23 protein-coding genes are annotated in these 24,009 nt (G+C 62.6%); 8 read left to right on the forward strand and 15 right to left on the reverse strand.

Annotated features, from left to right (window positions below; all coding sequences use genetic code 11):
* Positions 1 to 37 precede the first annotated feature (37 nt).
* The 6 genes from CSC67_RS02170 to panB all read right to left on the reverse strand — a co-directional run bounded on the left by CSC67_RS02170 (position 38) and on the right by panB (position 6,624).
* The gene (locus tag CSC67_RS02170) at positions 38 to 1,333 is read right to left on the reverse strand and encodes a sulfate adenylyltransferase subunit 1 (protein ID WP_118992864.1); all 1,296 of its coding nucleotides are present in this window, start codon (positions 1,331 to 1,333) and stop codon (positions 38 to 40) included.
* Positions 1,333 to 2,241, reverse strand: a complete 909-nt coding sequence (gene cysD, locus CSC67_RS02175; protein ID WP_118992865.1) for a sulfate adenylyltransferase subunit CysD — start codon at positions 2,239 to 2,241, stop codon at positions 1,333 to 1,335. Before cysD ends, CSC67_RS02170 begins: the two co-directional genes overlap by 1 nt.
* Positions 2,234 to 2,971, reverse strand: a complete 738-nt coding sequence (locus CSC67_RS02180) for a phosphoadenylyl-sulfate reductase (protein ID WP_118992866.1) — start codon at positions 2,969 to 2,971, stop codon at positions 2,234 to 2,236. The genes cysD and CSC67_RS02180 overlap by 8 nt, the downstream gene beginning before the upstream one ends.
* Before the next feature lie 182 nt (positions 2,972 to 3,153).
* Entirely contained in the window at positions 3,154 to 4,134 is a 981-nt protein-coding gene (locus CSC67_RS02185; RefSeq protein WP_245220092.1) for a pseudouridine synthase, read from the reverse strand.
* Positions 4,131 to 5,792, reverse strand: a complete 1,662-nt coding sequence (locus CSC67_RS02190) for a DNA recombination protein RmuC (protein ID WP_245220093.1) — start codon at positions 5,790 to 5,792, stop codon at positions 4,131 to 4,133. The genes CSC67_RS02185 and CSC67_RS02190 overlap by 4 nt, the downstream gene beginning before the upstream one ends.
* A 4-nt stretch (positions 5,793 to 5,796) precedes the next feature.
* Entirely contained in the window at positions 5,797 to 6,624 is an 828-nt protein-coding gene (gene panB / locus CSC67_RS02195) for a 3-methyl-2-oxobutanoate hydroxymethyltransferase (protein ID WP_118992867.1), read from the reverse strand.
* A 159-nt stretch (positions 6,625 to 6,783) separates the two neighbouring features.
* On the opposite strand from panB, the gene CSC67_RS02200 reads away from it, so the two are divergent.
* Positions 6,784 to 7,629 carry an aldo/keto reductase gene (locus CSC67_RS02200; protein ID WP_118992868.1) on the forward strand — a complete coding sequence of 282 codons (846 nt, stop codon included), beginning with the start codon at positions 6,784 to 6,786 and terminating at the stop codon, positions 7,627 to 7,629.
* A gap of 1 nt (position 7,630) precedes the next feature.
* On the opposite strand, the gene CSC67_RS02205 is transcribed toward CSC67_RS02200, so the two are convergent.
* The 9 genes from CSC67_RS02205 to CSC67_RS02245 all read right to left on the reverse strand — a co-directional run bounded on the left by CSC67_RS02205 (position 7,631) and on the right by CSC67_RS02245 (position 15,507).
* Complete coding sequence (locus CSC67_RS02205) at positions 7,631 to 8,386, reverse strand: SDR family oxidoreductase (RefSeq protein ID WP_167752716.1); 756 nt, start codon at positions 8,384 to 8,386, stop codon at positions 7,631 to 7,633.
* Between the two features lie 26 nt (positions 8,387 to 8,412).
* Complete coding sequence (locus tag CSC67_RS02210) at positions 8,413 to 8,907, reverse strand: RidA family protein (RefSeq protein WP_118992870.1); 495 nt, start codon at positions 8,905 to 8,907, stop codon at positions 8,413 to 8,415.
* Between the two features lie 60 nt (positions 8,908 to 8,967).
* Complete coding sequence (locus tag CSC67_RS02215) at positions 8,968 to 9,792, reverse strand: FAD binding domain-containing protein (RefSeq protein WP_118992871.1); 825 nt, start codon at positions 9,790 to 9,792, stop codon at positions 8,968 to 8,970.
* Position 9,793: 1 nt separating this feature from the next.
* The gene (locus CSC67_RS02220; protein WP_118992872.1) at positions 9,794 to 10,276 is read right to left on the reverse strand and encodes a (2Fe-2S)-binding protein; all 483 of its coding nucleotides are present in this window, start codon (positions 10,274 to 10,276) and stop codon (positions 9,794 to 9,796) included.
* A gap of 106 nt (positions 10,277 to 10,382) precedes the next feature.
* Complete coding sequence (locus tag CSC67_RS02225; protein ID WP_167752717.1) at positions 10,383 to 11,378, reverse strand: ABC transporter substrate-binding protein; 996 nt, start codon at positions 11,376 to 11,378, stop codon at positions 10,383 to 10,385.
* 84 nt (positions 11,379 to 11,462) lie between these two features.
* Positions 11,463 to 12,266, reverse strand: a complete 804-nt coding sequence (locus CSC67_RS02230; RefSeq protein WP_118992874.1) for an ABC transporter permease — start codon at positions 12,264 to 12,266, stop codon at positions 11,463 to 11,465.
* The gene (locus CSC67_RS02235) at positions 12,263 to 13,135 is read right to left on the reverse strand and encodes an ABC transporter permease (protein WP_118992875.1); all 873 of its coding nucleotides are present in this window, start codon (positions 13,133 to 13,135) and stop codon (positions 12,263 to 12,265) included. Before CSC67_RS02235 ends, CSC67_RS02230 begins: the two co-directional genes overlap by 4 nt.
* Positions 13,136 to 13,144: 9 nt before the next feature.
* On the reverse strand, positions 13,145 to 14,200 hold the full coding sequence (locus CSC67_RS02240) for an ABC transporter ATP-binding protein (protein WP_118992876.1): 1,056 nt from the start codon (positions 14,198 to 14,200) through the stop codon (positions 13,145 to 13,147).
* A 38-nt stretch (positions 14,201 to 14,238) separates the two neighbouring features.
* Positions 14,239 to 15,507, reverse strand: coding sequence for an aromatic ring-hydroxylating dioxygenase subunit alpha (locus tag CSC67_RS02245; RefSeq protein ID WP_118992877.1), 1,269 nt, complete (start codon positions 15,505 to 15,507; stop codon positions 14,239 to 14,241).
* Between the two features lie 189 nt (positions 15,508 to 15,696).
* On the opposite strand from CSC67_RS02245, the gene CSC67_RS02250 reads away from it, so the two are divergent.
* The 7 genes from CSC67_RS02250 to CSC67_RS02280 are packed head-to-tail and all read left to right on the forward strand — an operon-like array spanning position 15,697 to position 24,008.
* On the forward strand, positions 15,697 to 16,491 hold the full coding sequence (locus CSC67_RS02250) for a FadR/GntR family transcriptional regulator (protein WP_118992878.1): 795 nt from the start codon (positions 15,697 to 15,699) through the stop codon (positions 16,489 to 16,491).
* The gene (locus tag CSC67_RS02255; protein ID WP_118992879.1) at positions 16,488 to 18,809 is read left to right on the forward strand and encodes a xanthine dehydrogenase family protein molybdopterin-binding subunit; all 2,322 of its coding nucleotides are present in this window, start codon (positions 16,488 to 16,490) and stop codon (positions 18,807 to 18,809) included. Before CSC67_RS02250 ends, CSC67_RS02255 begins: the two co-directional genes overlap by 4 nt.
* Positions 18,806 to 19,876 carry an alpha/beta hydrolase family protein gene (locus tag CSC67_RS02260; protein WP_118992880.1) on the forward strand — a complete coding sequence of 357 codons (1,071 nt, stop codon included), beginning with the start codon at positions 18,806 to 18,808 and terminating at the stop codon, positions 19,874 to 19,876. The genes CSC67_RS02255 and CSC67_RS02260 overlap by 4 nt, the downstream gene beginning before the upstream one ends.
* A gap of 55 nt (positions 19,877 to 19,931) precedes the next feature.
* Complete coding sequence (locus CSC67_RS02265) at positions 19,932 to 20,615, forward strand: dienelactone hydrolase family protein (RefSeq protein WP_118992881.1); 684 nt, start codon at positions 19,932 to 19,934, stop codon at positions 20,613 to 20,615.
* Positions 20,616 to 20,641: 26 nt separating this feature from the next.
* Positions 20,642 to 21,283, forward strand: a complete 642-nt coding sequence (locus CSC67_RS02270; protein WP_118992882.1) for an SRPBCC family protein — start codon at positions 20,642 to 20,644, stop codon at positions 21,281 to 21,283.
* A gap of 49 nt (positions 21,284 to 21,332) precedes the next feature.
* Complete coding sequence (locus tag CSC67_RS02275; RefSeq protein WP_167752718.1) at positions 21,333 to 22,448, forward strand: DODA-type extradiol aromatic ring-opening family dioxygenase; 1,116 nt, start codon at positions 21,333 to 21,335, stop codon at positions 22,446 to 22,448.
* Between the two features lie 21 nt (positions 22,449 to 22,469).
* Positions 22,470 to 24,008, forward strand: a complete 1,539-nt coding sequence (locus CSC67_RS02280) for a gamma-glutamyltransferase family protein (RefSeq protein WP_118992884.1) — start codon at positions 22,470 to 22,472, stop codon at positions 24,006 to 24,008.
* Position 24,009: the final 1 nt, after the last annotated feature.

Raw genomic sequence — 24,009 nt, forward strand, 5'->3', positions numbered from 1 at the left:
CTTGTCGACAGCAAGGACGCGGGACGCGGGGCGAAGGCTAAAGAATCATGCCCGCGGCCGCCGTCTGATGGGTGGCGGTGTCGATCAAGATGAAGGAGCCGGTTGCCGCGACGCTGGCATAAGCGTCCAAGGCGAGCGCGTCGCGCGTGCTCAGCGAAATCCGCCCGATGTCGTTCATCTGCAGGCTGTCGGCCGACCCGGCATGCTGCAGTTCATGGATGTCGCGCCGGGTATGCACGGCCCGGATGCGCGCCTTGGTCAGACGGGTGCCCTGCTTGAGCCAATACTGGCGGGCCGGATTGAGCGCCTGCTGGTCCAACCAGCAGATCTCGGCTTCGAAGGCGCTGGAGATGCGCGGTTCGTCGTCGGCCGGCGCGATGAGGTCGCCGCGGGAAACGTCGACGTCCCGATCCAGGACGAGGGTGACGCTGTCGCCCGCGCGCGCCTGCTCGATGTCGCGATCGAAGGCGATGAGGCGCGCCACCCGGGCCGGCACGCCCGACGGCAGCACCTTGACCTCGTCGCCCGCGCGCAAGGCGCCGCTGGCCAGCTGGCCGGCGTAGCCGCGAAAATCGTCTTTCGAGTCGCCGCCATGCCGGATGACCCACTGCACGAAAAAGCGTGCGGGCCCATGCAGCGCCAGATCGGCTATGGGCAATTCTTCGAGCAGGGCCAGCAGCGGCGGGCCGTCATACCACGGCGTATTGGAGGAAGCCTGCACGACGTTGTCGCCCTTGAGGGCCGAGATGGGGACGATGTGGAATTCGTCGATGCCCAGCTTGGCGGCCAGGTCGGCATACGACGCTCGTATGCGCTCGAACGCGCCCTGTTCCCAGTCGATCAGGTCCATCTTGTTGACGGCCACGATGATGTGCCGGATGCCCAGCAGGGTCGCCAGGGCGCTGTGGCGCCGCGTCTGGGCCAGCAGCCGGCCGTCGCGCGCGCGGCCGGCGTCGATCAGGATGATGGCCGCCTGGGCCGTCGAGGCTCCGGTCACCATGTTGCGGGTGTACTGCTCGTGCCCCGGCGCGTCGGCTACGATGAACTTGCGCCGCGGCGTGGCGAAGTAGCGGTAGGCCACGTCGATGGTGATGCCCTGCTCGCGCTCCGCCTCCAGGCCGTCGGTCAGCAGGGCCAGGTCGGGTCCGTCAGCCTGCACGCGCTTGTACTTGCTGCGCGAGATGGCCTCGAGCTGGTCGGCGAAGACGCCCTTGCTGTCGAACAGCAATCGGCCGATGAGGGTGGACTTGCCGTCGTCCACCGAGCCGGCGGTGATAAAGCGCAGCACCTGCGTGTCGGCGGCAACGGCCCAGGGTTCGTGTACGGCGTTCATCAGAAATATCCTTCTTTCTTGCGCTGCTCCATCGAGGCCTCGGACGTCTGGTCGTCCAGCCGGGTGGCGCCGCGCTCGGTGATGGTGGTGATGGCGGTTTCGGCGATGATTTCCAGCGGGGTGCAGGCCGTGGAAGCCACCGGGCAGGTGCACGAGATGTCGCCCACGGTTCTGAACCGCACGGTGCGCAGCTCCGGGGTTTCGCCCTCTTTGGGCGGCGTCAGCGGCGTCACCGGCACCAGCAGACCCTGGCGCTGCACGACATTGCGCTCATGAGCGTAGTAGATGGAGGGCAGGCTCAGTTCTTCGCGCGCGATGTATTGCCACACGTCCAGCTCGGTCCAGTTGGATATGGGAAACACCCGCATGTTCTCGCCGGGATAGACCTTGGTGTTGAAGAGATTCCAGAGCTCGGGACGCTGGGCCTTGGGGTCCCACTGGCCGAACTCGTTGCGGAAGGAGAAGACGCGCTCTTTGGCGCGGGCTTTTTCTTCGTCGCGCCGGGCGCCCCCTATGCAGGCGTCGAAGCCGAACTCATCGATGGCTTCGAGCAAGGTGGTGGCCTGGGCGGCATTGCGCGAGTCGGTGTGCTTGCGCAGCACGACGGTGCCCCGGGCGATGGAGTCTTCGACAGAGCGCACGATCAGGTTCTCGCCCAGCTCGGCGGCGCGGCGGTCACGAAACTGGATGACTTCGTCGAAGTTGTGCCCCGTGTCGATGTGCATCAGCGGGAAAGGAAAGCGTCCTGGCCGGAACGCTTTTTCGGCCAGGCGCAGCAGCACGACGGAATCCTTGCCGCCCGAGAAAAGCAGGACGGGGCGCTCGCACTCGGCCGCCACCTCGCGCAAGATGTAGATGGCTTCGGATTCGAGCCAGTCCAGATGCGTCCTCGACGACAGATCACCCATTTTCTTTCACCTTCACAAATCTGATATTGCTTTCATGCAGGCCGCACTCTTTGGACGCGGCCTGTTCCCACCACCAGCGGCCGGCGCGCGGGTGCTCGCCGGGCCGAACCGCGCGCGTACAGGGGTCGCAGCCTATGGAGGGATAGCCCTGGTCGTGCAGCGGGTTGTACGGGATATCGCGAGCGCGAATCACGGCCCACACCTGGGCGTCGGACCAGGATGCCAGGGGGTTGTATTTATGCAGGCCGAATGTCCGGTCGTATTCGGCCTCCTGCAGGTCGGCCCGGGTCACGGACTGGTCGCGGTGCTGGCCGGTCAGCCAGGCGCTACGGCCCGCCAGGACGCGGCGCAGCGGCTCGACCTTGCGGATGCCGCAACAGGCTTTGCGCAGCTCGATACTGTCATAGAAGGCGAATTCGCCGTGCCGGGCGACGTGCTCTTTCACGGCTTCGGGCTCGGGATGCACGACGCGCAGGGCGACCCCATAGCGCTGGCTGATGCGGCCGACCATGGCAAGCGTTTCGGGATGCAGGCGGCCGGTGTCGAGCGTGAATATTTCGATGGGCAGCTGTGCCTCGAAAATCGCGTGGGTCAGCACCATGTCCTCGGCCGCCAGAGAAGAGGCGAACACGGCATCGGGGTGCCGGGCGCTGATGGCGGCGAGGGTATCGAGCAGGGCCAGCCACTTTTGGCGGGTTTCCTGGTCGAGCAGAGGTGTGGCGGTGGTCAAGCTGTTCCCTATCCTTTCTGTGCCGCCCGCTCCGGCGAGGCCGCCCGGCCTTCCGGGCGGTTCGATGCGCGCGAAGGCGCGAGCAGGCGGCGACGGGACAGGCGCAGCACGCGCTCGCCCCGTATTCGTTCAGAGAGGGATAGTTTGGAGGGATGGGGGCGGTCTAGGGAACTACTTAATCGTTAGGTGTTTATGGCGTCTGGGTATTTGGGAGCATTCATTACCCCGCGCCCCCCAGCTAAAGAACACAGTTCCCGCCGGGACTCGAACCGGCGAGGCTGGCGGCTGAAGGGATCGACAAACGCCACGGCCCGGGCCAGCAGCTGCAAGGGCCGGCTGTAGTCGTCCTCCATGGGCGGCGGCTGCCAGCGGGGATAGAAAGTGTCGTTGCAAATGGGAATGCCCAGGGCGCTCATGTGGGCGCGCAATTGGTGCTTGCGGCCGGTGGTGGGCAGCAGGCGGTAATGAGCCAGGGGACCGCAGCGGGCGATCAGCTCGATGCGGGTCTCGCTATTGGGCTTGCCCGGGGTTTCCACCACGGTGAAATGCGGCTCGCCGGGCTCCAGGCGGCTTCGATGGACGTAGGGCAGCGGAAGATCGTCGCGCCATGGGGCGATGGCTTCGTATTCCTTTGCGACCTCCCGGGACTGGAACAGGCTTTGATAAGCCCCCCGGCTGGCCGGATCGCGGCAGAACAGCATGACGCCGGCGGTGTCGCGGTCGAGCCGGTGCACGGGGGTCAGACCGGGCAGGCCGAAGCGGTCGCGCAAGCGGGTCAAGGCGGTTTCGCGCAGGTGGCGTCCGCCCGGGATGCTGGCCAGGAAATGAGGCTTGTCGATGACGATGATCCGGTCGTCGGCATGCAGTATGTCCAGCTCGAAGGGCACCACCGGCTCGTCCGGCACGATGCGGTAGTACCAGAGCCAGCGATGTGGGACGTAAGGCGAGTCGGGCCGCTGGGGCGAGCCGGCTTCATCGACGATGTCGCCGTTCTCCAGCCTTTGGCGCAGCAGGTCGGCGGGCATGAAGCGGAAGCGTTCAGCCAGGAAATCGAATACCGTGGCCCACGGCCCCATGGGCAAATAGACCCGGCTGGGCGCAATGCCGTCGCGCACCGGCAGCGGCGCGCCCGCCATCAGGCGGGCATTGCGCAGCGACCTCATGGCCTGTGGGAAGCCCCGCTGCCGGGCTCCGCCTCGTCGAATGCATCGCTTCGACCAGGCGCTGCATCCTGCCCCGACATGTCCGCTTGCCCGGTTGCGCCCTGCTCCGGCGTCTCGGGCTGTTGCAGTTCCCCATCCTGCCCGGCCGAATCGCTTTTTTCCAGCAGCGGCGCAGAGACGATGAGCTCCAGCTTTTCGGTCTGGAAGTCGGTGTGCAGGGGTTCGAGCTCGGGCATGGTCTTGTTGGCCTTGGCCGAAAGCTCGTTGAACCGCGAAGCCTTGCCGTACAGGCCCTGGCGGCCCGCCAGGGAGGTGACGGTGCGGTTGTAGTGGTTGCTGACCGTGCCCAGGGTGTCGCCCAGCTTCTTGAGGTTCTCGGCCACCACCACGACCTGGTTGTAGATTTCGCCGGCGCGGGCGCTGAGTTCGTGCGCCTCCTGGTTGCTGCGGGCGATGCGCCACAGGTTGGCGACAGTGCGCAGGATGGGCATCAGCGTGGTGTGCGACACCATCACCACATTGCGCTGATAGCCATAGTCGAACAGATCGCGGTTGTGCTTGAGCGCCTCGATGTAGGCCGGTTCGATGGGCATGAACATCAGTACGAAGCTGGGGCTGCGCATGCCGATGAGGTTGCTGTAGTCTTTGCGTGACAGGTCGTCGATGTGATTGCGCACGGCCTTGACGTGCGCATCCAGCGCCGCCCGCTGCTCGGCCTCGGCTTCTGCGCCGATGGCGCGGTCGTAGTCCACCAGCGAGACCTTGCTGTCGATGACCATGTGCTTGTCGTCCGGCAGCTTGACGATGAAGTCGGGATGGCGGTGATTGCCGGCTTCGTCCTTGAAGTGGGCCTGGGCCTCGTAGTGGTCGCCCGGCATCAGGCCGGCCAATTGCAGGCTGCGTTCGAGCTGTATCTCGCCCCAGTTGCCGGTGGTTTTTTTCTCGCCCCGCAAGGCGCTGGCCAGGGTGCTCGCCTCGGTACTCATTTTCAGGCCGATCTCGAGCACCTGCTTGATTTCCGTACCCAGCGCCGCATTGCCCTTGACGGCCTCGTCATGCACCTGGTTGATGCGCTGCTGGAAACCGTGAATCTGTTCGCGGAAGGGCTTGAGCAGCGCGTCGAGCGAAGCCTGGCTGGTATGGGCGAAGGTCTTGCCCTTTTCTTCGAGGATCTGGTTGGCCAGGTTCTGGAATTCGGTCTTGAGCTGCTGGCGGGACTGCTCGAGCGACTGCTTGAGTTCTTCATAGCCGGCCAGCTTCTCGGCATGGGTGGCCTGCAGGCTGGAGAGCTCTTTTTCGGCGTCGGCAAGCCGCTGAGTGGCGGCATGCAGGGATTCTTCCTTGGCGGTCAGGCCCTGGCGCGCCTCGACCAGCCGTTCGCGCAGTCCCGCCGCATCCGCCAGCGCATGCGCCAGTTCGCGGTCGAGCCGGTTTTTTTCATCGGCCAGCGCCTGAAGCCGTTGTTCGGCCTGGCTCAGCCCGGCCTGTAGGCGTTCGGCGCTGCTTCGATGCTGTTCGATGGCGGCCTCGGCCACAGCCAGGCGCGAACGAACGGCGGCGGCCTCGCGCCGCGCATATAGGAAATAGCCCACGAGGCCGGCCAGCAGGCCGGCGACGAACAGCAACACACCCGCGAGCGAAGAAGATATCTGTACCACGTGTTCAGCCCTGCTTCTTGACGCCGAAGCAGTTTTCCAGCGCCGGGAAGGCGCCTGAACGCACTTCGTCGGCATACTGCCCCACCGCCTGGCTGATCAGCGCGCCCACGTCGGCGAACTGGCGGGCGAACTTGGGAATGCGGCCGCCCGTGAGGCCCAGGATGTCTTCAGTGACCAGGATCTGTCCGTCGCAGTCGGGCGAGGCGCCGATGCCGATGGTGGGAATGGAAACGTCTTCGGTGATGCGCCGCGCCAGCCCTTCGGCGACGCCCTCGAGCACCAGGCCGAAAGCCCCCGCTTTTTCGTGGGCCAGGGCGTCGTTGTAGATGCGCTCGGCCGATTCGTCGGTCATGCCCTGGGCCTTGAAGCCGCCCATGGTATTGACGTACTGAGGCATGAGCCCCACGTGGGCCAGCACCGGAATGCCGCGCTCGACCAGGAATTCGGTGGTGGGCGCCAGGGCGGCGCCGCCTTCCATCTTGACGCCGGCCACGCCCGACAGCGCCAGCATGCGGGCGGCGCTTTGAAAGGCCTGCGACGGCGACTCTTGGTAGGTGCCGAAAGGCATGTCCACGATGATGCAGGCCCGGCGCGTGGACCGCACCACCGCCGCCGCGTGCGCGGCCATCTGCTCCAGCGTGATGCCCAGCGTGCTGGGCATGTCGTAGCCCACCATGGCGGTGGAGTCGCCAATGAGAATCATGTCGAGGTGTTCGTCGAGCAAGCGGGCAAAGGGCGCGCTATAAGAGGTGAGCGAAGCGATTTTCTGCTCGCCTTTATAAGCCATGAGTTGCGGCACGCTGATGCGCTTGACTTCGGTATGGATGCTCACGTACTGCTCCTTGAAATAAACGGCACGCCGCGTCCGGACGAAATGCGGACGCCTCTTCGGCATGCTTTGTAACATACGTATAATCGGTCACGACGAACCTGCGCCGGCCGTTTTTGCGCCAGGTCCAGCATAACCCGTTCACGCATCACGGAGAGCACTATGTCCAATATTCTAAACACCATCAAACTGCACGACGGCAATGCCATACCCCAATTGGGCTTCGGCGTGTGGCAGGTCGAGAACGACATCGTCGCAGATACCGTGAAAACCGCCATCGGCACAGGCTATCGCCTGATCGACACGGCGGCCATCTACGGCAACGAAGCAGGCGTCGGCGAAGCGATCCGCGACTGCGGCGTGGACCGCCGCCAGCTCTTCATCACCACCAAGCTATGGAACGATCGGCACGGCTACGATGAAACCCTGGCCGCATTCGACGAAAGCATGGAAAAACTGGGGCTGGACTATCTGGACCTGTACCTTATCCACTGGCCCGCCCCCAAGATCGGCCTGTACGTCAAATCGTGGGAGGCCCTGATCCGCCTGCGCGACGAAGGCCGGGTCAAGTCCATCGGCGTCTCCAATTTCAATATCGGGCATCTGCAGCGCCTGTTGGACGAAACCGGCGTGCTGCCGGTGGTGAATCAGATCGAACTCAACCCGCGCTTCCAGCAGCCCGAGCTGCGCCAGTACCATGCCGAGCACAATATCGTGACCGAATCATGGAGCCCCTTGGGGCATGGCCTGCTGTGGGACAACCCCGCGCTGAAGGCCATTGCCGCCAAGCATGGGCGATCGCTGGCCCAGGTGGTGCTGCGCTGGCATATTCAATTGGGCAATGTCGTGATCCCCAAGTCGATCACGCCCGAGCGCATCCGCGAGAACTTCCATATTTTCGACTTCAAGCTGGACGCCGACGATCTGGCGGCCATTGCGCCGCTGCACGATGAAACCGCCCGCCACGGTCCCGATCCCGAGCGCTTCCGCCTGCCCAAGGCCGGTTGAGTCAGAGCAGGCCCCCGGCGGCCGGGATGAACTGCCCGGTCAGCCAATGGGCGTCATCCGACAAAACAGTCATGATGGTGTCGGCAATATCCTGAGAACGAGCCAGGCGTCCCAGGGGCGTCGCCTGCTTCAGCTGCTCGAATCGTTCGGGAGGCACGCCGTAGCTTCCCACCCCTTCCGTAAGCGTCAGGCCCGGCGCGACACAGTTGACCGTCACGCCCCGGAAACCGACTTCCTTGGCCAGGGTCTTGCAGTAAACCTCGACCGCGGCCTTGGCCCCGGCGTACACGGCCACGCCCGCATAAGGCATGCGCACCGTGGAGGACGAAATTCCGACGATGCGCCCATGGTCCCTGACCCGCTGCCCCGCCTCTTTCAAGACGAAGAACATGCTTTTGGCGGTAAGGTCCGTGGTGCGTTGCCACAGCGCTTCGTCCACGTCCGCGAACCGGGTGAATCCCGACGTTCCCCCTACATTGGAAATGACGAAGTGCAGCGGCCCGTATGCCGCCTCGGCCTCGTCGAACAAACGTGTGATCTGCGAAACAGACGTCACATCGGCAAGCACGGCCGTAGCCGCGCCTCCCGACGCGCGGATTTCCTGCACAGCGGCCTGGGCCTTGTCTTGCTCGCTTTCGTTCGGATAATTGATCACGACAGAAGCGCCACGCTGGGCGAGCGTGCGCGCCACCGCCAAGCCTATACCTTGCGACGAGCCCGTAACCAAGGCGCTCTTTCCGGCAAATTGTGTTTTCATTTCCATGCTCCGCTGCGGTCTTTGGATTACTCGAGCTCGATCACCGCCTCCAGTTCGATCGGCATTCCGAAAGGCAGGGAAACAAACCCCACGGCGCAACGGGCATGCACCCCCCTATCGCCGAAAATGGACGTCAGCAAGTCGGAAGCCCCATCCAGCACTTCGGGCTGCCGTTCAAAGTCGGGGGTGCAATTGATCATTCCGAAGACGCGCACCACACGCTTGACCCGCGATAGTTCGCCTATCTCGCCTTTCAGAGAGCTCAATGCGCTGATCATCGCTACACGCGCGGCGTCTTTGCCGTCCTCGATCGAAATGTCCGCTCCGAGCTTGCCCTTGTGCGTTTGCGTTTTTCCCTCGAACGAACCATGGCCCGCGACGAACACCATGTTGTCGGAGGTGGACACGGCTCCGGTGTAGTTGCCCACCGGCGAACGCCGCTCGGGAAGACGATAGCCAAGCTCGACAAGACGCTCTTCGGGCGTTGCGCCCTTCAAGCTCTTGAATGTATCGATAGACATCTAAATCTCCTTGAGATATTTATAAGATTGCAGCGGATGACAATGACTCGACCGTACATTTCATGCGTGGCCTTCGCGGGAAAGCGCCCGCTCCACAGCGCGCTTGGCCATGACAGTGCAGAGTTTCGCGCGATAACCTGCGCTGGCGTGCAGGTCGTCGCTTAAATCGTATTCAGCGGGGTCTATCCGGACGGCATCGAGCGCCTCAGGCCGGAAAGAAGCCGACAGCACCTCTTCCATGCGGGCGCAGCGAAAGACGCAGGACGCTGCTCCGGTGACGGCGACACGCACCGCTGACTCAAATTGAGCTACAAAGACGCCGGTCAAGGCGAAGCCCGAGGCGGGGCTGTAGAACTTGGAATAGGCCGCCCGCTTCGGCGTCGGAACGGAAAACGCCAGTATCAGCTCATCGGGTTCCAGTACGGTGGAGTACATGCCGGCAAAAAAATCCCCTGCGGCGATCTCCCGGCGATTCGTGATGACTGTGGCCTCCAGGGCCAGCATGGCGGACGGGTAATCCGCGGCCGGATCGTTGTTCGCCACCGAGCCGCCGATGGTGCCCTGGTTGCGGACCTGCCGGTCTCCGATGCAGGCCGCCAGCTCGGACAGCGCCGGATTTTTCGATAGAACCAGGGAAGAGCCGGCCACCTCGGCGTGGCGCGTCATGGCGCCCAAGCGCAGGTTGCCGCCCTGATCCGTGATTCCTTGCAGCTCGGCAATGTTCTGGATGTCTATCAGGTCGGACGGCGCAGCCAGTCGCAGCTTCATGGCCTGGACAAGTGTCTGCCCGCCGGCCAGGAACTTGGCTTCCGGAAACTCCGCGGCCAGCCGAAGCGCGTCGTCCAGCGTCGCGGGGCGGTGATAGGTACAGGCATAGGTATACATATCAGCCCTCCTTTTGCTCGCGCATCATCTTGGCTCCGAGCAATATGGCCGACACGATGCCCTCGTAGCCCGTGCAGCGGCAAAGGTTGCCGGACAGGCTTCGGACTACCGTTTCACGGTCGGGATCGGGGTTTTCGTGGACCAGATCCAAAGCAAGCATCACCATTCCCGGCGTACAGTATCCGCACTGCAGACCAAGCGTCTGGGTGAATGCGACCTGCATCGGATGCAGTGTCCGGTCGTCCGGCGCAACCCCTTCGATGGACTCCAGTTCGCAATCTTCCGCTTGCATGGCAAAAATTGAACATGACTTGATGACCTTGCCGTTCAGGCGCACCGAGCAGGCGCCGCACTGCGCGGTGTCGCATCCGATATGAGTGCCCGTCAGGTTGAAATGGTCCCGCAACGCCGTTACCAGCAGAGTGCGGTCTTCCACCTCCGCCGTGCGGCGTACGCCGTTAATCGTCATTGATAGCTGCTTCATTGCATTTGTCGCCTTAAATTTCCGCAAGCATAGAGTCGGACTTTGCGCCCGCTTCCGGCCGCTCGCGGCCTTGCACACTGCAAGCGCCGCCGCGAGCTCTTGCGCCTTAGCCGTTGACCTTCAAATTGAACTCATCGACAATCTTGCTGCGGTTCTGATTGAGATAATCGACGTCCACCTGCCGCAGCTCGCTGGCGGTCGGACATGCTTTTGCGGCATCTTCCGGAACGTGCGCCTTGTTGTTGGCGGGCCGGACCTTGTTCAGCTGCGCAAACGCCTCCTGGCTTGCGACGCTCAGCGTATGGTTGATGAATTTCCCTGCCGCATCGCCGCCGGCGGGTCCGTTCTTGACCGCAGCGATCATCAAGGGCGCAAAGAACGCACCCTCTTTAGTCGGCACAAAACGCAGATCCTTCAGATCGGGGTCGGACGCGATCAAGGTAAGCGCGTTGCCGCTGTGATACGGCGTGACCCAGACCTCGCCGGTCTTCAACCAGCCGATCGCCTGGTTCTCGGTGTCCCACAGGCCGGGGCCCGAAAGACGGATCTGGCGATAGAGATCGAGCCCCTCCTTGGGGTCCTTCAGGCTTCCGCCTTTGAGCTCGGCCAGCGCGGCAATCGCATTGAACACCATAGAGTAATTGATGCTTGGCGCGGACACGTGCCCTTTCAGATCGTCTCTGAGCAGATCGCCCCATGAAGTGATGGGCTCCTTGACGTACTTGGAGTTGTACAGGATGCCTTGGCAGCCGTATCCGAAGGTCACGCCCATGTCCTGTTCCGCCTTGACCGCCGGGTCGACGTCGGCAAGTTCGGTGACCACTTTCGGATCGAGCGGCTCCAGCAGTCCGGCCTTGGCCGCAAGCGGCAAGGTCAGATCGGTGAAAGTGACGACATCCAGCTTCGGACGATTGCGGTGCGCCTGCATGGTCGTGAACCGCGCACTGTCCCACGACTCGATATATTTGATCTCGTCGCCTTTATAAGTATCGAGGAATGCTTTGTGTATATTGGCCCCGATCGTCCCCGGGAACCCGCTTAAAGTGAGGGTTTCCGCCGAGGCCAGAGTCATCGCGCCAGCCATGGCGACGCCCAGGCCCATCTTGCAAAAACCGCTGGTAAAGCACTTGTTCATAGCTGACCACTCCTTTGATGTAAAGATAGAAACAGCGAATCGAGCAAACACTCAGGCCGGGCGACCGCCGATGCTGTCCAGCAATCCCGCCTTTTGCAACCCAATGGCGAGCACCATTCCAAAGACCACCAGCGCCGTCGACACCGCGGCGGCAACAGGATCGTTCACGTCGTACACATAGTTGTAAAGAGCGACGGGCAGCGTGACCTGCTCGGACTGGGTCACGAATAGGCTGACCGTGAAATGATCGAACGAAACAATGAACGCGAAGATGGACCCCGACGTGAGCCCCGGAGCAAGCCCGTGCAAGATGACGCTGCGGAATGTACGCCAGGGCGACGCGCCCAACAGCTCCGAAGCCTCTTCCAACTGGGGCTTGATTTCCATCGCGCTGACGAGGACCGAACGAAACATGAACGGAAACACGAGCAGTGTGTGGGCGATGACGAGACCGGCGACGGTATCGATCAGGCCGTAGTTCAAAAAGTAGTAAAGCAGCGCGATACCGATAATGAGGGCGGGCACGATCAAAGGCGAAAGCAGGACGAACTCGACGCCCCGCTTCCAGACCGAGGGGCGCGCCCGGCGCAGGGCGAGCGCTGCCGGTACGGCAAGCACTGCGGACAGCCCCGCCGAACCGAATGCCAGCAAAATACTGCGCAGCGCGGGCATCCCGAACCGCCCCGACTCCCATGCCGCTTGATACCAGTTCAGCGAGAACCCGGAGGGCGGGAAGGTGAAGTACGACTTGTCGCTGAAGCTGAACAGCACCACGATCGCCAGAGGAGCCAGCAGAAAAACGTAGATCGCGGCGACAAAGCACGTGAACGCGATATGGTTCGGCCGTTTCATCATCTGTTCCTCATGAGATTTCGGGTCAGTCGTGCCTGCAGCGCATAGACACTTGCCGCCAGAACCAGCAACACCATGGACAAGGCGATGGCCCGGGGCAGATTGAACACCACCAGCGCATCGGTATAGATCGAAACCGACAGATATCGGATTGCCGTGCTGCCGAGCATGAGAGGCGTGACGAACGCGCCCAGCATCAAGCTGAACACCAGGACGCTGCCGGATAGAACGCCCGGGGCGGCCAAAGGCAGGTCGATGCTGAAAAAGCGCTTGACCGGCGAGGCTCCGAGTATCTCGGCCGACTCGAGCAAGCGGCCGTCTATGCTCTGCAGCGAAGTTGCGATCGAAAGAATCATGAACGGCAGAAAGACCTGCGTGCTGCCGATGATCAGCCCGATGTAATTGCCCGAAAGCCTTGCGGGCGAATCCAGCAGGCCCAGCTGCAGCAGCACGGTGTTGACCACGCCGTTGCGGTCGAGCAGAAGCAGCCAGCCGTATGTGCGCACCACAGTATTGACGAGCAAGGGGGCGGCGATGAGATAGAACAGCAATGGCCGCACTTTCTGCGACGCCCGATTGAGATGGGCCGCCACCGGATAGCCCAGCACCGCGCAGAGAAAAGTGATCAGTGCGGCGGCGCCCAGTGTCTTTGCATAGATTTCCCAATAAATGGCACGCGAGAAGATCGACTGGTAGTTGGACAATGTCCAGCCGTCGAGAATGACGCCCATTTCCGACGTATGGAAGCTGGCCTCCACGAGTTCCGCCAACGGGACGGCAAGAAACAGGAACAGCAGAGCGAACGAGGGAAATAGGAACAGCGCCATTTTGGCCATGCCGGGCAGGCGGCGGCTTGTCTTTTGAGAACTCATCCCGCCCCCTCAAGTGGCCGCGAAGGCCACAAAGTTTCCTTTGAGCTCGACCCAAACGCGGCAACCGGGCTGCATCGAGCGAGAAGGCATGCCAAGCACCCGGGCCTTGACGATCACCCCGCCGTCAAGCGCCACTTCCAAAATGGACGAGCCGCCCGCAAAGTGCACCTCGCGCACGCAGGCGGAGTAGGCGTCGGGCTTCTCGCAATTGTGCAGGAAGACATGCTCGGGCCGCACCGCAAGGCGAAACTTGCCGCCGGGTGCTTCCGGCACACGAAGCCTGAAGCCGGTCTGGTCGATGCGGGCCCAATCGTCCTGGCCCTCGCCGACGCAGTTGAGCAGCGATATCTCGCCAATGAAATCCGCGACAAAGGAGGTGGCCGGGCGCTCATAGATCATATCCGCACGGTCGAGCTGTTCGATCCGGCCATTGCGCAAGACCGCGATGCGATCCGACATGGACAGCGCCTCGTCCTGGTCGTGCGTAACGAACAGGAACGTCGTGCCCGTTTTTTTGTGGATCCGCTTGAGCTCGACCTGCAACTGCTTGCGCAGCTTCAAGTCGAGCGCGCCCAATGGCTCATCGAGCATCAGGACGTCCGGAGACGTGGCCAGCGCCCTGGCCAATGCCACGCGCTGCTGCTGCCCTCCCGACAACTGGTTGGGATATCTGTCGGCCACCTCGGGCAGCCTGATCATTTCCAGCATCTCGGCCGCGCGCAGCTTCATTTTGTCTGCTTTCCAGCCCTTGACCTTGAGCCCGTAGCAGATGTTTTCGTTCACCGTCATGTGCGGAAACAGCGAATATTGCTGAAACACCATGGCCACATTTCTTTTACGCGGCGGCAAATGCGTGACGTCCCGGCCATCCACGCACACAGTCCCGCTGTCACAGCTTTCGAGGCCCGCGACGATACGCATCAATGTGGTTTTTCCCGAACCACTGCTGCCCAGCAGCGTCAGGAACTCGCCCGCCTTGATGTCCAGGTCGATGTTGTCATTGACCTTCAGGCTGCCGAACGTCTTGGTGATTCCGCGAAGAGTGATTTTTGTCGAGTTGTCCATAATATTTCTTGCAAGACTGTTGGAAACAGAAGGAAAACTCAGTCGCGGAATTCACCATCAAATACACGTTGCGAGAGCTCGCTGAATTGGCGCTTTTCTTCGGCGGGGTCGTTCGATGCGGGACATGCAACCACTGCATTCTGCGTATACGTGCGTATCACCTGCCCCTCGTCGCGATGCAGGCCCTTGGGATCTTTGCCCTTGCGCACGTCGTCGATGCCGACCCGCAGCATGCGGCGGAACATGGCGACGCCGCGGTCGCTGGTGCCCAGATGCTCACGCGCACGCAGGTGGACCGCACCCTGCGAAACCTGCGCATCGTAATCGCCGGGAGTACGCTGGCGCTCCTCCATCGGGCGGTCATCCATCATGCCGAAATGCAGTTGCTGGACGATTTCGTCGGTGAACTTCATATCGTCCGTCTCGATGAGCCAGCCCAGTTCCCGGAAGCTCGTATCGTCGATGGGCGTTGCCCAGTGCAGCAGGTAAGGCCCCCCGTAGCGCTTTTCCTGCTTGCCGGTTTCGTTCACGGAAGCGACGAGATGAATATTGGGCATGATGAGATCGTGCATCCGGATCCACATGTTGCCGCCTATGCGGCGACCCGCGACATACACCATTCCGATGGGTGTTTCGCGGTATTCCAGCTCGGGCAGAATTCCGAACTCGGGGGTGAACTGCGAACCGCTTGCAATGGTGTGCAGATAGGCCGTATGGACGGGGTCCATTGCGTTTTCTTTCACCTGCACCCAATTGCAGGGCCATTCGTATTTGCCCCCCGGCGTCCAGCCGCCCGGGTACAGGCGATCCGTCGGCTTGCGGTTTGCGATGACGTCGAATACGGGCAGCGGAGGCATTTGTTCGGGCGGCCCCATGTAGGCAAAGATGAGCCCCTCGAACTCGCGCACGGGATAAGCGCCGTGGCGTAGATTCTTGGTTTCGGGTTCGGCGGGCGTCTCGAGGACGGTGCCGTCAACCCCGATCAACCAGCCGTGATAACAGCACCGTATGCCCTTTTCGTCCGGAATGCCGAATTCCAAAGATGCTCCCCGGTGCGGGCAATGAGGCCGGACAAGTCCCAGCTCGCCGCTTTTGGCGCGAAAGAGAACGAGGTCCTCGCCCAGAATGCGGATGCGCTTGGGGATGTCCCCCAGTTCCGCCGACACTTCGATGGGATGCCAGAATCTGCGCAAATATTCGCCGCCCGGCGTGCCCGGGCCGACTTGGGCGTACTCCGGAACGGCATCGAGGCGTTCTTCACGCAGGTGGTAGGCGGAAAAAGGCGCCGAGGCTTTATTTTGTTGCATGTATTGTCTCCAAACCACGAATGATCATTTGATCGGATATTAAGATAATATGGACGATGAACCATTCTAAAAAGCACGCTTAAAACGTGTCAAGCAGTTTATCGGATATTCCTATAAATTATTTATCGGATAAACTTACAGACAAGTGATATACTCAAAGCATTGCCTGCGCACTATGGAAAACACACCATGCACGAGCCCGCTTCCCGTTATCCCAAATTTCCAAAAAGAGGCGACGTCATCGCCGACCTCATCAAGCGCGAGATCGTCGATGCCAAGATGCGTCCGGGCGATCGTCTTCCTTCCGAAAAACAACTGACCGAAAAATATGGCGTCGGCAAGGCCTCCGTCCGCGAGGCGCTCAAGTCTCTCGAAGTACAGGGCCTGATCCGCACCACGACCGGGCCGACGGGGGGCTCCGTCATCGCCGAGGTCACCGAAGAGCGCATCCTCAACCATCTGCAGAGCTATTTCTTCTTCAAGGATCTGACGGCCGAGGATGTCTACGAGGTGCGCCGCACAATGGAACCCGCGCTGGCCAGCCACATCACCAAAACCGCCGACCAGGCGCTCATCGATCGGCTGACGGAAAACGTCGAAGCATCGCAGGGCTCGGTGGTAACGCGCGAAGACTGGAAGCGCCACCAGCAACTGCATATCCAGTTCCACGAAATACTCGCCGGCGGCGCAAAGAACTCAATGCTGTGTCTGCACTGCAGCCTGATGAATCGCACCATCAGAAGCATCGTGCGGTCGCGTGAAAGCCCCAACCAGGCCGATCTGATCCGCTCCAACACGGTCTGGCACGAAAAAATCCTCGATGCCATCGTCGCGCGCGACGCCGACAAGGCAGAGCAGTTCATGCGCGAACACATCATCGAAATCGAGAACAACTACAAGATAACGGGGTTCGCCCTGAAAAACGAACTCCATCTCGAAACGCTGCCCCCCCACCAGCTCAGCGCTTTCAAGGAATTGCCATGATCGGACAGACGCCCATCCGCAAAGAAGACGATCGCCTTTTACGAGGACGGGGACAATTCGTCGCCGACCACCAAGCCCCCGAAACACTGTACGTGGCCATAGTCCGGTCCCCCTACCCCGCGGCTCGCGTCATTTCCGTCGACAAAGAGCCGGCATTGGCCGCCGGAGCCCATTCGGTCTGGGTCCACGCGGACCTCCCGGCATTTGCAAAATCGCTGCCGCTCTTCAAAGAGCCCGACTCCAATCCGTATTGCGACTTCATGGCGCCCCCGCCGCAGTTGCCCCTCGCGGCGGACCGCGCATTCTATGTCGGGCAGCCCGTCGCCGTGGTCCTGGCGGATACGCAAGAGCTCGCCCTGGACGCCGCCGAGCTGCTCGAAATTGATTACGAACCCGAGGACGCCGTCGTAGACCCGTGGGAATCGCTGCGGGACGAAAGGCCCGTGCACGAAGGCTATTCCAATATCGCGTCCCGCGTGACGGCCCACATCGGAGATATCGAAGGCGCGTTCGCCCAGGCCGAAGTCGTGCTCGAAGAGCGGCTGATCTATCCACGCATTACGTCGGTTCCCATCGAAACACGCGGCGTCAGCGCCGAAATCGACCGCAGCAGTTCGACGCTCGTGATACGGGCGGGGCACCAGTTGCCCTACTCGCTGCGCGGCGCAGCCGCCAACGCCACCGGCCTGAACGAAAAGGACATCACGGTTCTATGCCCCGATACCGGCGGAGCGTTCGGTCCGAAATCAGGGGTCTATCCCGAAGACGTCATCGTGCCCGCGCTGGCGCACCTCATAGGGCGCCCGGTCAAGTGGATCCAGACGCGATCCGAATTCATGCTCAGTTCGCAGCATGCCCGCGACCAGATCCTCGACGTCCGGATTGCGGCAAAGCGCGATGGCACACTGCTTGGCCTGGACGTCCAGATCCTGAAGGACTCGGGCGCCTATCTTTGCTGGGCCGTCATAGAACCCAGCAATACGATCAATCACCTGCCTTCGCAATATCGGCTGCCCGCCTACCGCGCCCAGGCGCACTCGGTGCTGACCAACAAAACGCCATCCTCGCCCTATCGGGGCACAGGACGGCCAGAGGCAACCTGGTGCATCGAGCGCAGCCTCGACCTGCTCGCCCGCAAAATCAAGATGGACCCCATCGAACTGCGGCGCATGAATCTGGTCACCGCCGCCGAGATGCCCTATAAGCCCGGCAACATATACCGCGACGGCGTGCCGGTCGAGTACAACTCCGGCGATTTCCCCCAGGTCTTCAATCAAACCGTCGATGCGCTGGACCTGGCGCACTGGCGCAAGGTCCAGAACGAGCGCCGGCAAAGCTCGGATCGTCTGCAGATCGGCATCGGCGTCGCCAACTATGTCGAAGCGAGCGGAATCGGTTGGCCGTGCGAAGGGGCGACGGTAAGAATGTGCGCGGACGGTTCCGCCGACATTTATATCGGCGTGTCGCAATCGGGCCAAGGCCACGAAACCGTGTTCGCGCAGGTGGGAGCAGAGTTTCTCGGCCTGCCTTTTGACAAGGTAAGAGTGCTGGGCGGAGACTCGCGCCTGCTTCCCTACGGCTTCGGCACCGGCGGAAGCCGCGTCGCCGTCAACACGGGCAATGCCGTGGCCCTCGCCGCCCAGGAGGTCGTCCGCCGCTCCAGGCTGGTGGCCGCCGCGCTGCTCAAATGCGATGCCGAGCAGCTGGCCGCCATACCGGAAGGCTTCTCCCGCCGTGACGATCCCTCGCGGAAAGTCGAGTGGCCGCAGCTTGTCTCCGCCGCGGCGTACTCGACCATACTGGCCGCCGAAGGCGAGCCGGGGCTGCAGGCGACCAAGTACTTCTATCCCCGCACCGTGACCTGGGCCAGCGGAACGCATGCGGCAGTCGTGGAAATAGACACCGAAACCTGTGCCTGGAAGATAGTCCAGTACGCCATCGGGCACGACTGCGGCCGGCAGCTCAACCCGAAAATAGTCGAGGGACAGGTAACCGGAGCATTTGCGCAAGGGCTGGGCGTGGCCCTTGGCGAGCAAATCCTGTACTCCGCCGAAGGGCAACTGCTGACGGGCACCCTCATGGACTATGTCATGCCCAAGGCGCAAGACATTCCCCCCATCAAAATGCTGCATTTCGAATTCCCCTGCACCTGGAACCCGTTGGGCGTCAGAGGCGTGGGCGAAGGAAACGTGGGCCCCGTTCCCCCCGCGATCGCCAACGCGATCACGGACGCCCTGGACGACGACAGCGTCGTGATACGACAGCCCACCCTGTCTTCGGCCAAGCTTTTCGAGCAGATCCGAGGGGCCGCGGCATGAGCGATCACGAAGTCTCGGCCACCTTGCGAAGCAACGCGGCGCGCATCATTTCAGACGGGATCCCATACGGCGATCTGCTGTTTCTGGAGCAGGACATAACAGAACCCGCCCAATGGTGCGAGCGTTGGGTGGCTTTATCGGCCACATACGAGAAGCTCGCCGACGCCGCCGTGGAAAACGGCTCGACGATGACGGCGGCCGAGCTGCTCTGGCGAGCCGCGCTGTGCTGCCACTTCGGCCAGGGGATACGCATGGACGTCGCCCACGATGCCAAGCTCCATGCGGACCAACGCAAGAACCTGCTGTTCCAGCGCGCCGCGCCCTGGCTGTCGCCGCCCATGCAGCGCGTGGCCATCCCTTACGAAGACGGCAGCCTGCCCGGGTATCTGCGTCTTCCCAACGGCAAGCACGATACCGGCTTGCCGTGCGTCGTCGTGTTCGGCGGCCTGGACACGACGAAGGAAGACGCGCTGGAGATCTCCAATCACTTCGTTGCCCGCGGCATGGCGGTGCTGACGTTCGACGGCCCCGGTCAAGGCGAAATGCTCCATAGCCTGCCGCTACGGGTCGATTTCGAAGCAGCGGTCTCCGCGGCGATCAGCTATGCATGTTCGCGCCCGGAGATCGACGCCGGACGTATCGGCGTCCTGGGGCGCAGCACCGGCGGGCATTGGGCCTGCAAGACCACGGCGTCCGACCCACGCGTCAAGGTGGCGGTTGCATGGGGGCTGATCTACGACCTGCATCATTTTCCCCGGTTTCCGGAGAGCCTGAAGAAACGCTTCATGCGCGCCGCGAACGTCGCCTCCGAGAAAGAAGCCGTCGATTTCTTCGCCCCCTTCGACCTGGATACGATCAAGAACCGGATCAACTGCCCGATACTGGTCGTGCAGGGGTCTGAAGACCCCATTGCCCCGGCTCGATCCGCCGAACGGCTCCAGGCGCAGGCTCCGGAAAAAGTGGAAATCGTGATGTATCAGGGCAGCGGCCATTGCGCCCATGACAAGACCCACCTCAGCAAGCCGTTGATGGCGGACTTCGCGAAAAGGCATCTCTGCATGTCCTAGCTTGACCGTACATCGCACCATCTAGAACAGCAACAGCAGAATAGGAGACATACCCATGACCACGGCAAACTGGATCGAGCTGCGCGCCGCCGACGGCCATTCGCTGGGAGCATACGTCTGCTCCCCCGACGGGCCGCCCAAGGCCGGACTGATCGTCATACAGGAGGTGTTCGGCGTGAACTCCCATATCCAGAGCGTCGTGCGCGATTACGCGGAACAGGGATATCTGGCGGTCGCGCCGCGCTTCTTCGATCGCATCGGCAATGACATTCAGCTGGGCTACACACAACCGGACGTCGACCGGGGCCTGGCCTGCACGCGGCAGCTCGACTGGGCCGACACGCGCCTCGATATCGAAGCGGCATTCGACTTTCTCTCGCCGGATCTGCCCGTCGCCATCGTTGGATACTGCTGGGGCGGCACCACGACATGGCAGGCCGCGGCGCATGTTTCGGGCCTGCGGGCCGCCGTCTGCTATTACGGCGGAGGCATTCCCGCGCAAAGCGGGCTCGAGCCGCTATGCCCGGTATTGCTTCATTGGGGGGAGAACGACCCGCTGATTCCGCTCGAATCGTCGCGTGCGTTCATTGCCCAACACCCGGAAACCGAATCCCACTTCTATCCCGTGGGACACGGTTTCAATTGCGATCAGCGCGACTCGTACGATGCCGAGTCGGCGCGAATCGCGCGCGAAAGAACGCTGGCCTTTCTCGCGCGACACGTACCGCAGAAAAACTGATCCGGGAAATTACAGGAGACCCAAATATGCAAATGTCAGGAGAGCAAACGATCGCGGCCGATCGCAACACTGTCTGGGCGGGGCTGAACGACCCCGAACTGCTCCGCCAATGCATACCCGGCTGCGAGTCGGTGACGGCCGCCGCCGACAATGAGTATGCGGTCGTCATGACGGCCGCCGTCGGTCCCGTCAAAGCCAAGTTCAAGGCCAAATTGACGCTCTCCGAGGTCGTGCCGCCCAGCTCTTACGTCATGACGTTCGACGGTTCCGGAGGTGCGGCGGGCTTCGGGAAGGGCAGCGCAGCGGTTTCGCTGTCCGATCACGAAAGCGGCGGCACGCTGCTGAACTATACGGCAGAGGCCCAGGTGGGCGGAAAAATCGCGCAAGTCGGCGCCCGGCTTATAGACGGCGTCGCAAGAAAACTCGCCGACGAGTTCTTTACCCGCTTCAAGGCGAGTGTCGAACAGCCCTCCGACAATACCGAAGCTCAGATCGCAGCGCAGCCCGGCAACCCCCCCGAGCCCGGCGCAGCGCCTTCCCCGGGCGCCCGGGCCTCGGAACCCGCCGGCTCCATCGAGCGATCATCCAGGCCGCCGAACGCCAAGCTGTGGACCGTTGCGATACTTGCGGCCTGCGCCGTCGGCGCATTCCTGATTTTCGGACAATAGGCGGGCACGCCGCAGTTCGCGCCCCCACCACACGCACATGGTTAATCTCATGAACATATCCGCGCAGGCTCGACCCCAACAACGCTACGGCATAGTCGGCGGAGCGGCCGTCCCCCACGCGCCGCAACTGCTGAGCGCCCCCAAGACGGAGTCCCCCGAGCAGATCGCCCGTGTCCGCCAGGCCATGCACTCCATCGGAGAAGCGCTTCGCGCGCTCGAGCCCGATCTCATCATTGTCATTTCGAACGAGCATGGCAATCAATTCATCCTCGATTCGGTGCCCGCCTTCACGTTCCATTGCGGCGACCGGGCCCAGGGGCAAGAGCAGCATCATGGCTCATGGGCCATGGACGGCGAGGCGGGATACGCGGTCGTCCGCGCCCTGCAGGAAGAAGGCTTCGATCCGGCCTTCTCGCTTAGCGCCGAGATCGGCACATCGTTCACCATCCCGTTCGAATTCATGGGCTGGGACCGCGAAACTCCGATGCTGGCATTGTTCGTCAACGCCTACGTTCCTCCTCAGCCGCCGCCCGAACGCTGCTTTGAATTCGGCAAGGCGTTGAACAGGGTCCTGGTAAGGCTGGGCCGCCGGGCGGTACTCATCGCAAGCGGCGGCCTGTCGCATTATCCGGGCACCGCGCGCTACGCCGACCCCGGTCCGGACCTGGAGTTCGACAAGGCCGTCTTTGAGGCAATGAGCCAGGGCAACCTGAGGCGGCTGCTTGCTTTCGACGCCGCCGACCTCGATCGCTCCGGCAACGTCGAGGCCCGCTCCTGGCTGATGCTTGCGGGCGCCCTCGGCGAGGCAAAGCCCGATCAGGCAGTCTTCGAAGAGAACTGGCACCATACCTATGCCATGCTGGGCTGGACAACCCGCTCGACAGCGCAAGAACGCGAACGCACGCTCTGGTACCCTCAAACCCCCCCGCACAGAATCGAACTGTCACGCGCTTTGCATACTTTGCGCACCGACACGAAAGCGTGCGAGCGGTTCATCGGCGACCCCGACTCATTCATCCGGGGCTTTCAACTCGAGCCGGACGAGATAGACCCGCTCAAGAAACTGGACGAGCCCGTCTTGAGGGACACCCTGGGAGTGCATCCGCTTCTGGTGGCCGGCGCACTGCGCCGCATTCACATCACACGACAACAATCCGATGCCTGAGCGCCGTCGTAATTCGATGACATGACCGCCTATCCCAAAAGCGTATTCGGCGCCGCGGCCGCCATCGCCTCGGGCCACCATTTGGCCACCCAGGCGGCAAAAGACTGCCTGGAAAACGGCGGCTCGCTGATAGACGCCATGATCTGCGCATCGGCCGTTCTGGCGGTGGCCCTGCCGCACGCCACCTCGCTGGGCGGATGCGGCATGCTGCTCTACCTGGACGGACGCAGCGGCACGGTTCACGGCCTCAATGGCACGGGCCGCGCTCCCCTGGCCGCCGACCATCGGCAGTTCATGGGCGGCATGCCCCAGCGCGGCGTCCGCGCGGCGGTCGTTCCCACGCTGATACGTTTATGGGCCCGGGCTCACGAACGTTTCGGGCGGCAGAAATGGAGCCGGCTCCTGGAGCCGGCCATTTCCCATGCCGAAGACGGCATCGCCACTCCGGAAGAGCTGGCCAGGAACCTGGGCCGCCTCGATCCGGAACATGCGCGGCAACCCGGCTTCGACAGCTTGTTTCAGCCCTCGGGGCAGCCGCTCGCCCCAGGGGAGATCCTGCGCCAGCCGAAGCTCGCCGCGGTATTGAAGAAGATCGCCGCTTGCGGCGAGGACGGCTTCTATCTCGGCGACGTGGCCGCCAGCTTGACGTCCTTCAGCAGCCGGCATGGCGGCCTGTTCACTCTGGACGACCTGGCGGCCGCCCAGGCCGATTGGGTGGAACCCTGGTTTTCCGACATCGGTTCGACCAGGGCCTACGTCATGCCTCCTAATTCCGTCGGCGTGCTGATGCTGCGGCAGCTTGCAATGTGGCACGCCGCAGGCCGCCAGACCGGAACCGCCGGCGCCGTATCCTGCATCGAAAACGCCATCGCGGCCATCGCCCATGGGCGCAAGCTGATCGGCGACCCGTCGCGGCGGGCGCCGGCTCCGGCGGACTTCGGCCTTGGCCATCCGGATACGGCGACGCCGCATCCATCCATGCTGGCCGCAAATCGTCTGGACAAAGGCGACACGGCCGGCTTCGTAGCCATGGATAAAGAGGGCAACGCGATCTCCATGCTGCAAAGCGTATTTCAACCTTTTGGTTCATGCGCGGTGGATGAGGCGACGGGAGTCCTGCTGAATAATCGGATGTTCGATTTTTCGGCCGAACCCGGCGGCATGAATTCCATAGGCCCGGCCATGCGCCCTTCCCATACGCTCAATCCCTGGCTGCTTGTGCGGGACGGGCAGGCCGACATGGCCGGCGCCTCGCCCGGCGGAATCAGCCAGACGACCACCGGCGCGCAAATCATCGAAGGTGCCCTCGACAGCCCGCAAACCCTCGGGAAACTCGTCTCGCGGCCTCGGTGGAGCTTGTCTCGCGCGGGCGAGATCCTGCTCGAACCCGGCATGCCCGACGCCATTGCCGACGCCTTGCGCGTCAAGGGATACAGCGTAGTCGAGAACTCGGACCACGAGTTCTATTTCGGGTCGGCCAAGCTGATACGGCGTACTGCTCAAGGCTGGTTCGAAGCGGCCGCCGATACCCGCAGGCAGGCCGTGGCGCTGGCCTGGTAGA

This window comes from Pusillimonas caeni (genome assembly GCF_003545815.1).
GTDB lineage: Bacteria > Pseudomonadota > Gammaproteobacteria > Burkholderiales > Burkholderiaceae_B > Pusillimonas > Pusillimonas caeni.

Bases quoted from the DNA above. Each gene is read 5' to 3' on its own strand.
- CSC67_RS02170 (WP_118992864.1), bottom strand. From the start codon at position 1,333: ATGAACGCCGTACACGAACCCTGGGCCGTTGCCGCCGACACGCAGGTG.
- cysD (WP_118992865.1), bottom strand. From the start codon at position 2,241: ATGGGTGATCTGTCGTCGAGGACGCATCTGGACTGGCTCGAATCCGAA.
- CSC67_RS02185 (WP_245220092.1), bottom strand. From the start codon at position 4,134: ATGAGGTCGCTGCGCAATGCCCGCCTGATGGCGGGCGCGCCGCTGCCG.
- CSC67_RS02200 (WP_118992868.1), top strand. From the start codon at position 6,784: ATGTCCAATATTCTAAACACCATCAAACTGCACGACGGCAATGCCATA.
- CSC67_RS02205 (WP_167752716.1), bottom strand. From the start codon at position 8,386: ATGAAAACACAATTTGCCGGAAAGAGCGCCTTGGTTACGGGCTCGTCG.
- CSC67_RS02210 (WP_118992870.1), bottom strand. From the start codon at position 8,907: ATGTCTATCGATACATTCAAGAGCTTGAAGGGCGCAACGCCCGAAGAG.
- CSC67_RS02215 (WP_118992871.1), bottom strand. From the start codon at position 9,792: ATGTATACCTATGCCTGTACCTATCACCGCCCCGCGACGCTGGACGAC.
- CSC67_RS02220 (WP_118992872.1), bottom strand. From the start codon at position 10,276: ATGAAGCAGCTATCAATGACGATTAACGGCGTACGCCGCACGGCGGAG.
- CSC67_RS02225 (WP_167752717.1), bottom strand. From the start codon at position 11,378: ATGGGCCTGGGCGTCGCCATGGCTGGCGCGATGACTCTGGCCTCGGCG.
- CSC67_RS02230 (WP_118992874.1), bottom strand. From the start codon at position 12,266: ATGATGAAACGGCCGAACCATATCGCGTTCACGTGCTTTGTCGCCGCG.
- CSC67_RS02235 (WP_118992875.1), bottom strand. From the start codon at position 13,135: ATGAGTTCTCAAAAGACAAGCCGCCGCCTGCCCGGCATGGCCAAAATG.
- CSC67_RS02240 (WP_118992876.1), bottom strand. From the start codon at position 14,200: ATGGACAACTCGACAAAAATCACTCTTCGCGGAATCACCAAGACGTTC.
- CSC67_RS02245 (WP_118992877.1), bottom strand. From the start codon at position 15,507: ATGCAACAAAATAAAGCCTCGGCGCCTTTTTCCGCCTACCACCTGCGT.
- CSC67_RS02250 (WP_118992878.1), top strand. From the start codon at position 15,697: ATGCACGAGCCCGCTTCCCGTTATCCCAAATTTCCAAAAAGAGGCGAC.
- CSC67_RS02255 (WP_118992879.1), top strand. From the start codon at position 16,488: ATGATCGGACAGACGCCCATCCGCAAAGAAGACGATCGCCTTTTACGA.
- CSC67_RS02260 (WP_118992880.1), top strand. From the start codon at position 18,806: ATGAGCGATCACGAAGTCTCGGCCACCTTGCGAAGCAACGCGGCGCGC.
- CSC67_RS02265 (WP_118992881.1), top strand. From the start codon at position 19,932: ATGACCACGGCAAACTGGATCGAGCTGCGCGCCGCCGACGGCCATTCG.
- CSC67_RS02270 (WP_118992882.1), top strand. From the start codon at position 20,642: ATGCAAATGTCAGGAGAGCAAACGATCGCGGCCGATCGCAACACTGTC.
- CSC67_RS02275 (WP_167752718.1), top strand. From the start codon at position 21,333: ATGAACATATCCGCGCAGGCTCGACCCCAACAACGCTACGGCATAGTC.
- CSC67_RS02280 (WP_118992884.1), top strand. From the start codon at position 22,470: ATGACCGCCTATCCCAAAAGCGTATTCGGCGCCGCGGCCGCCATCGCC.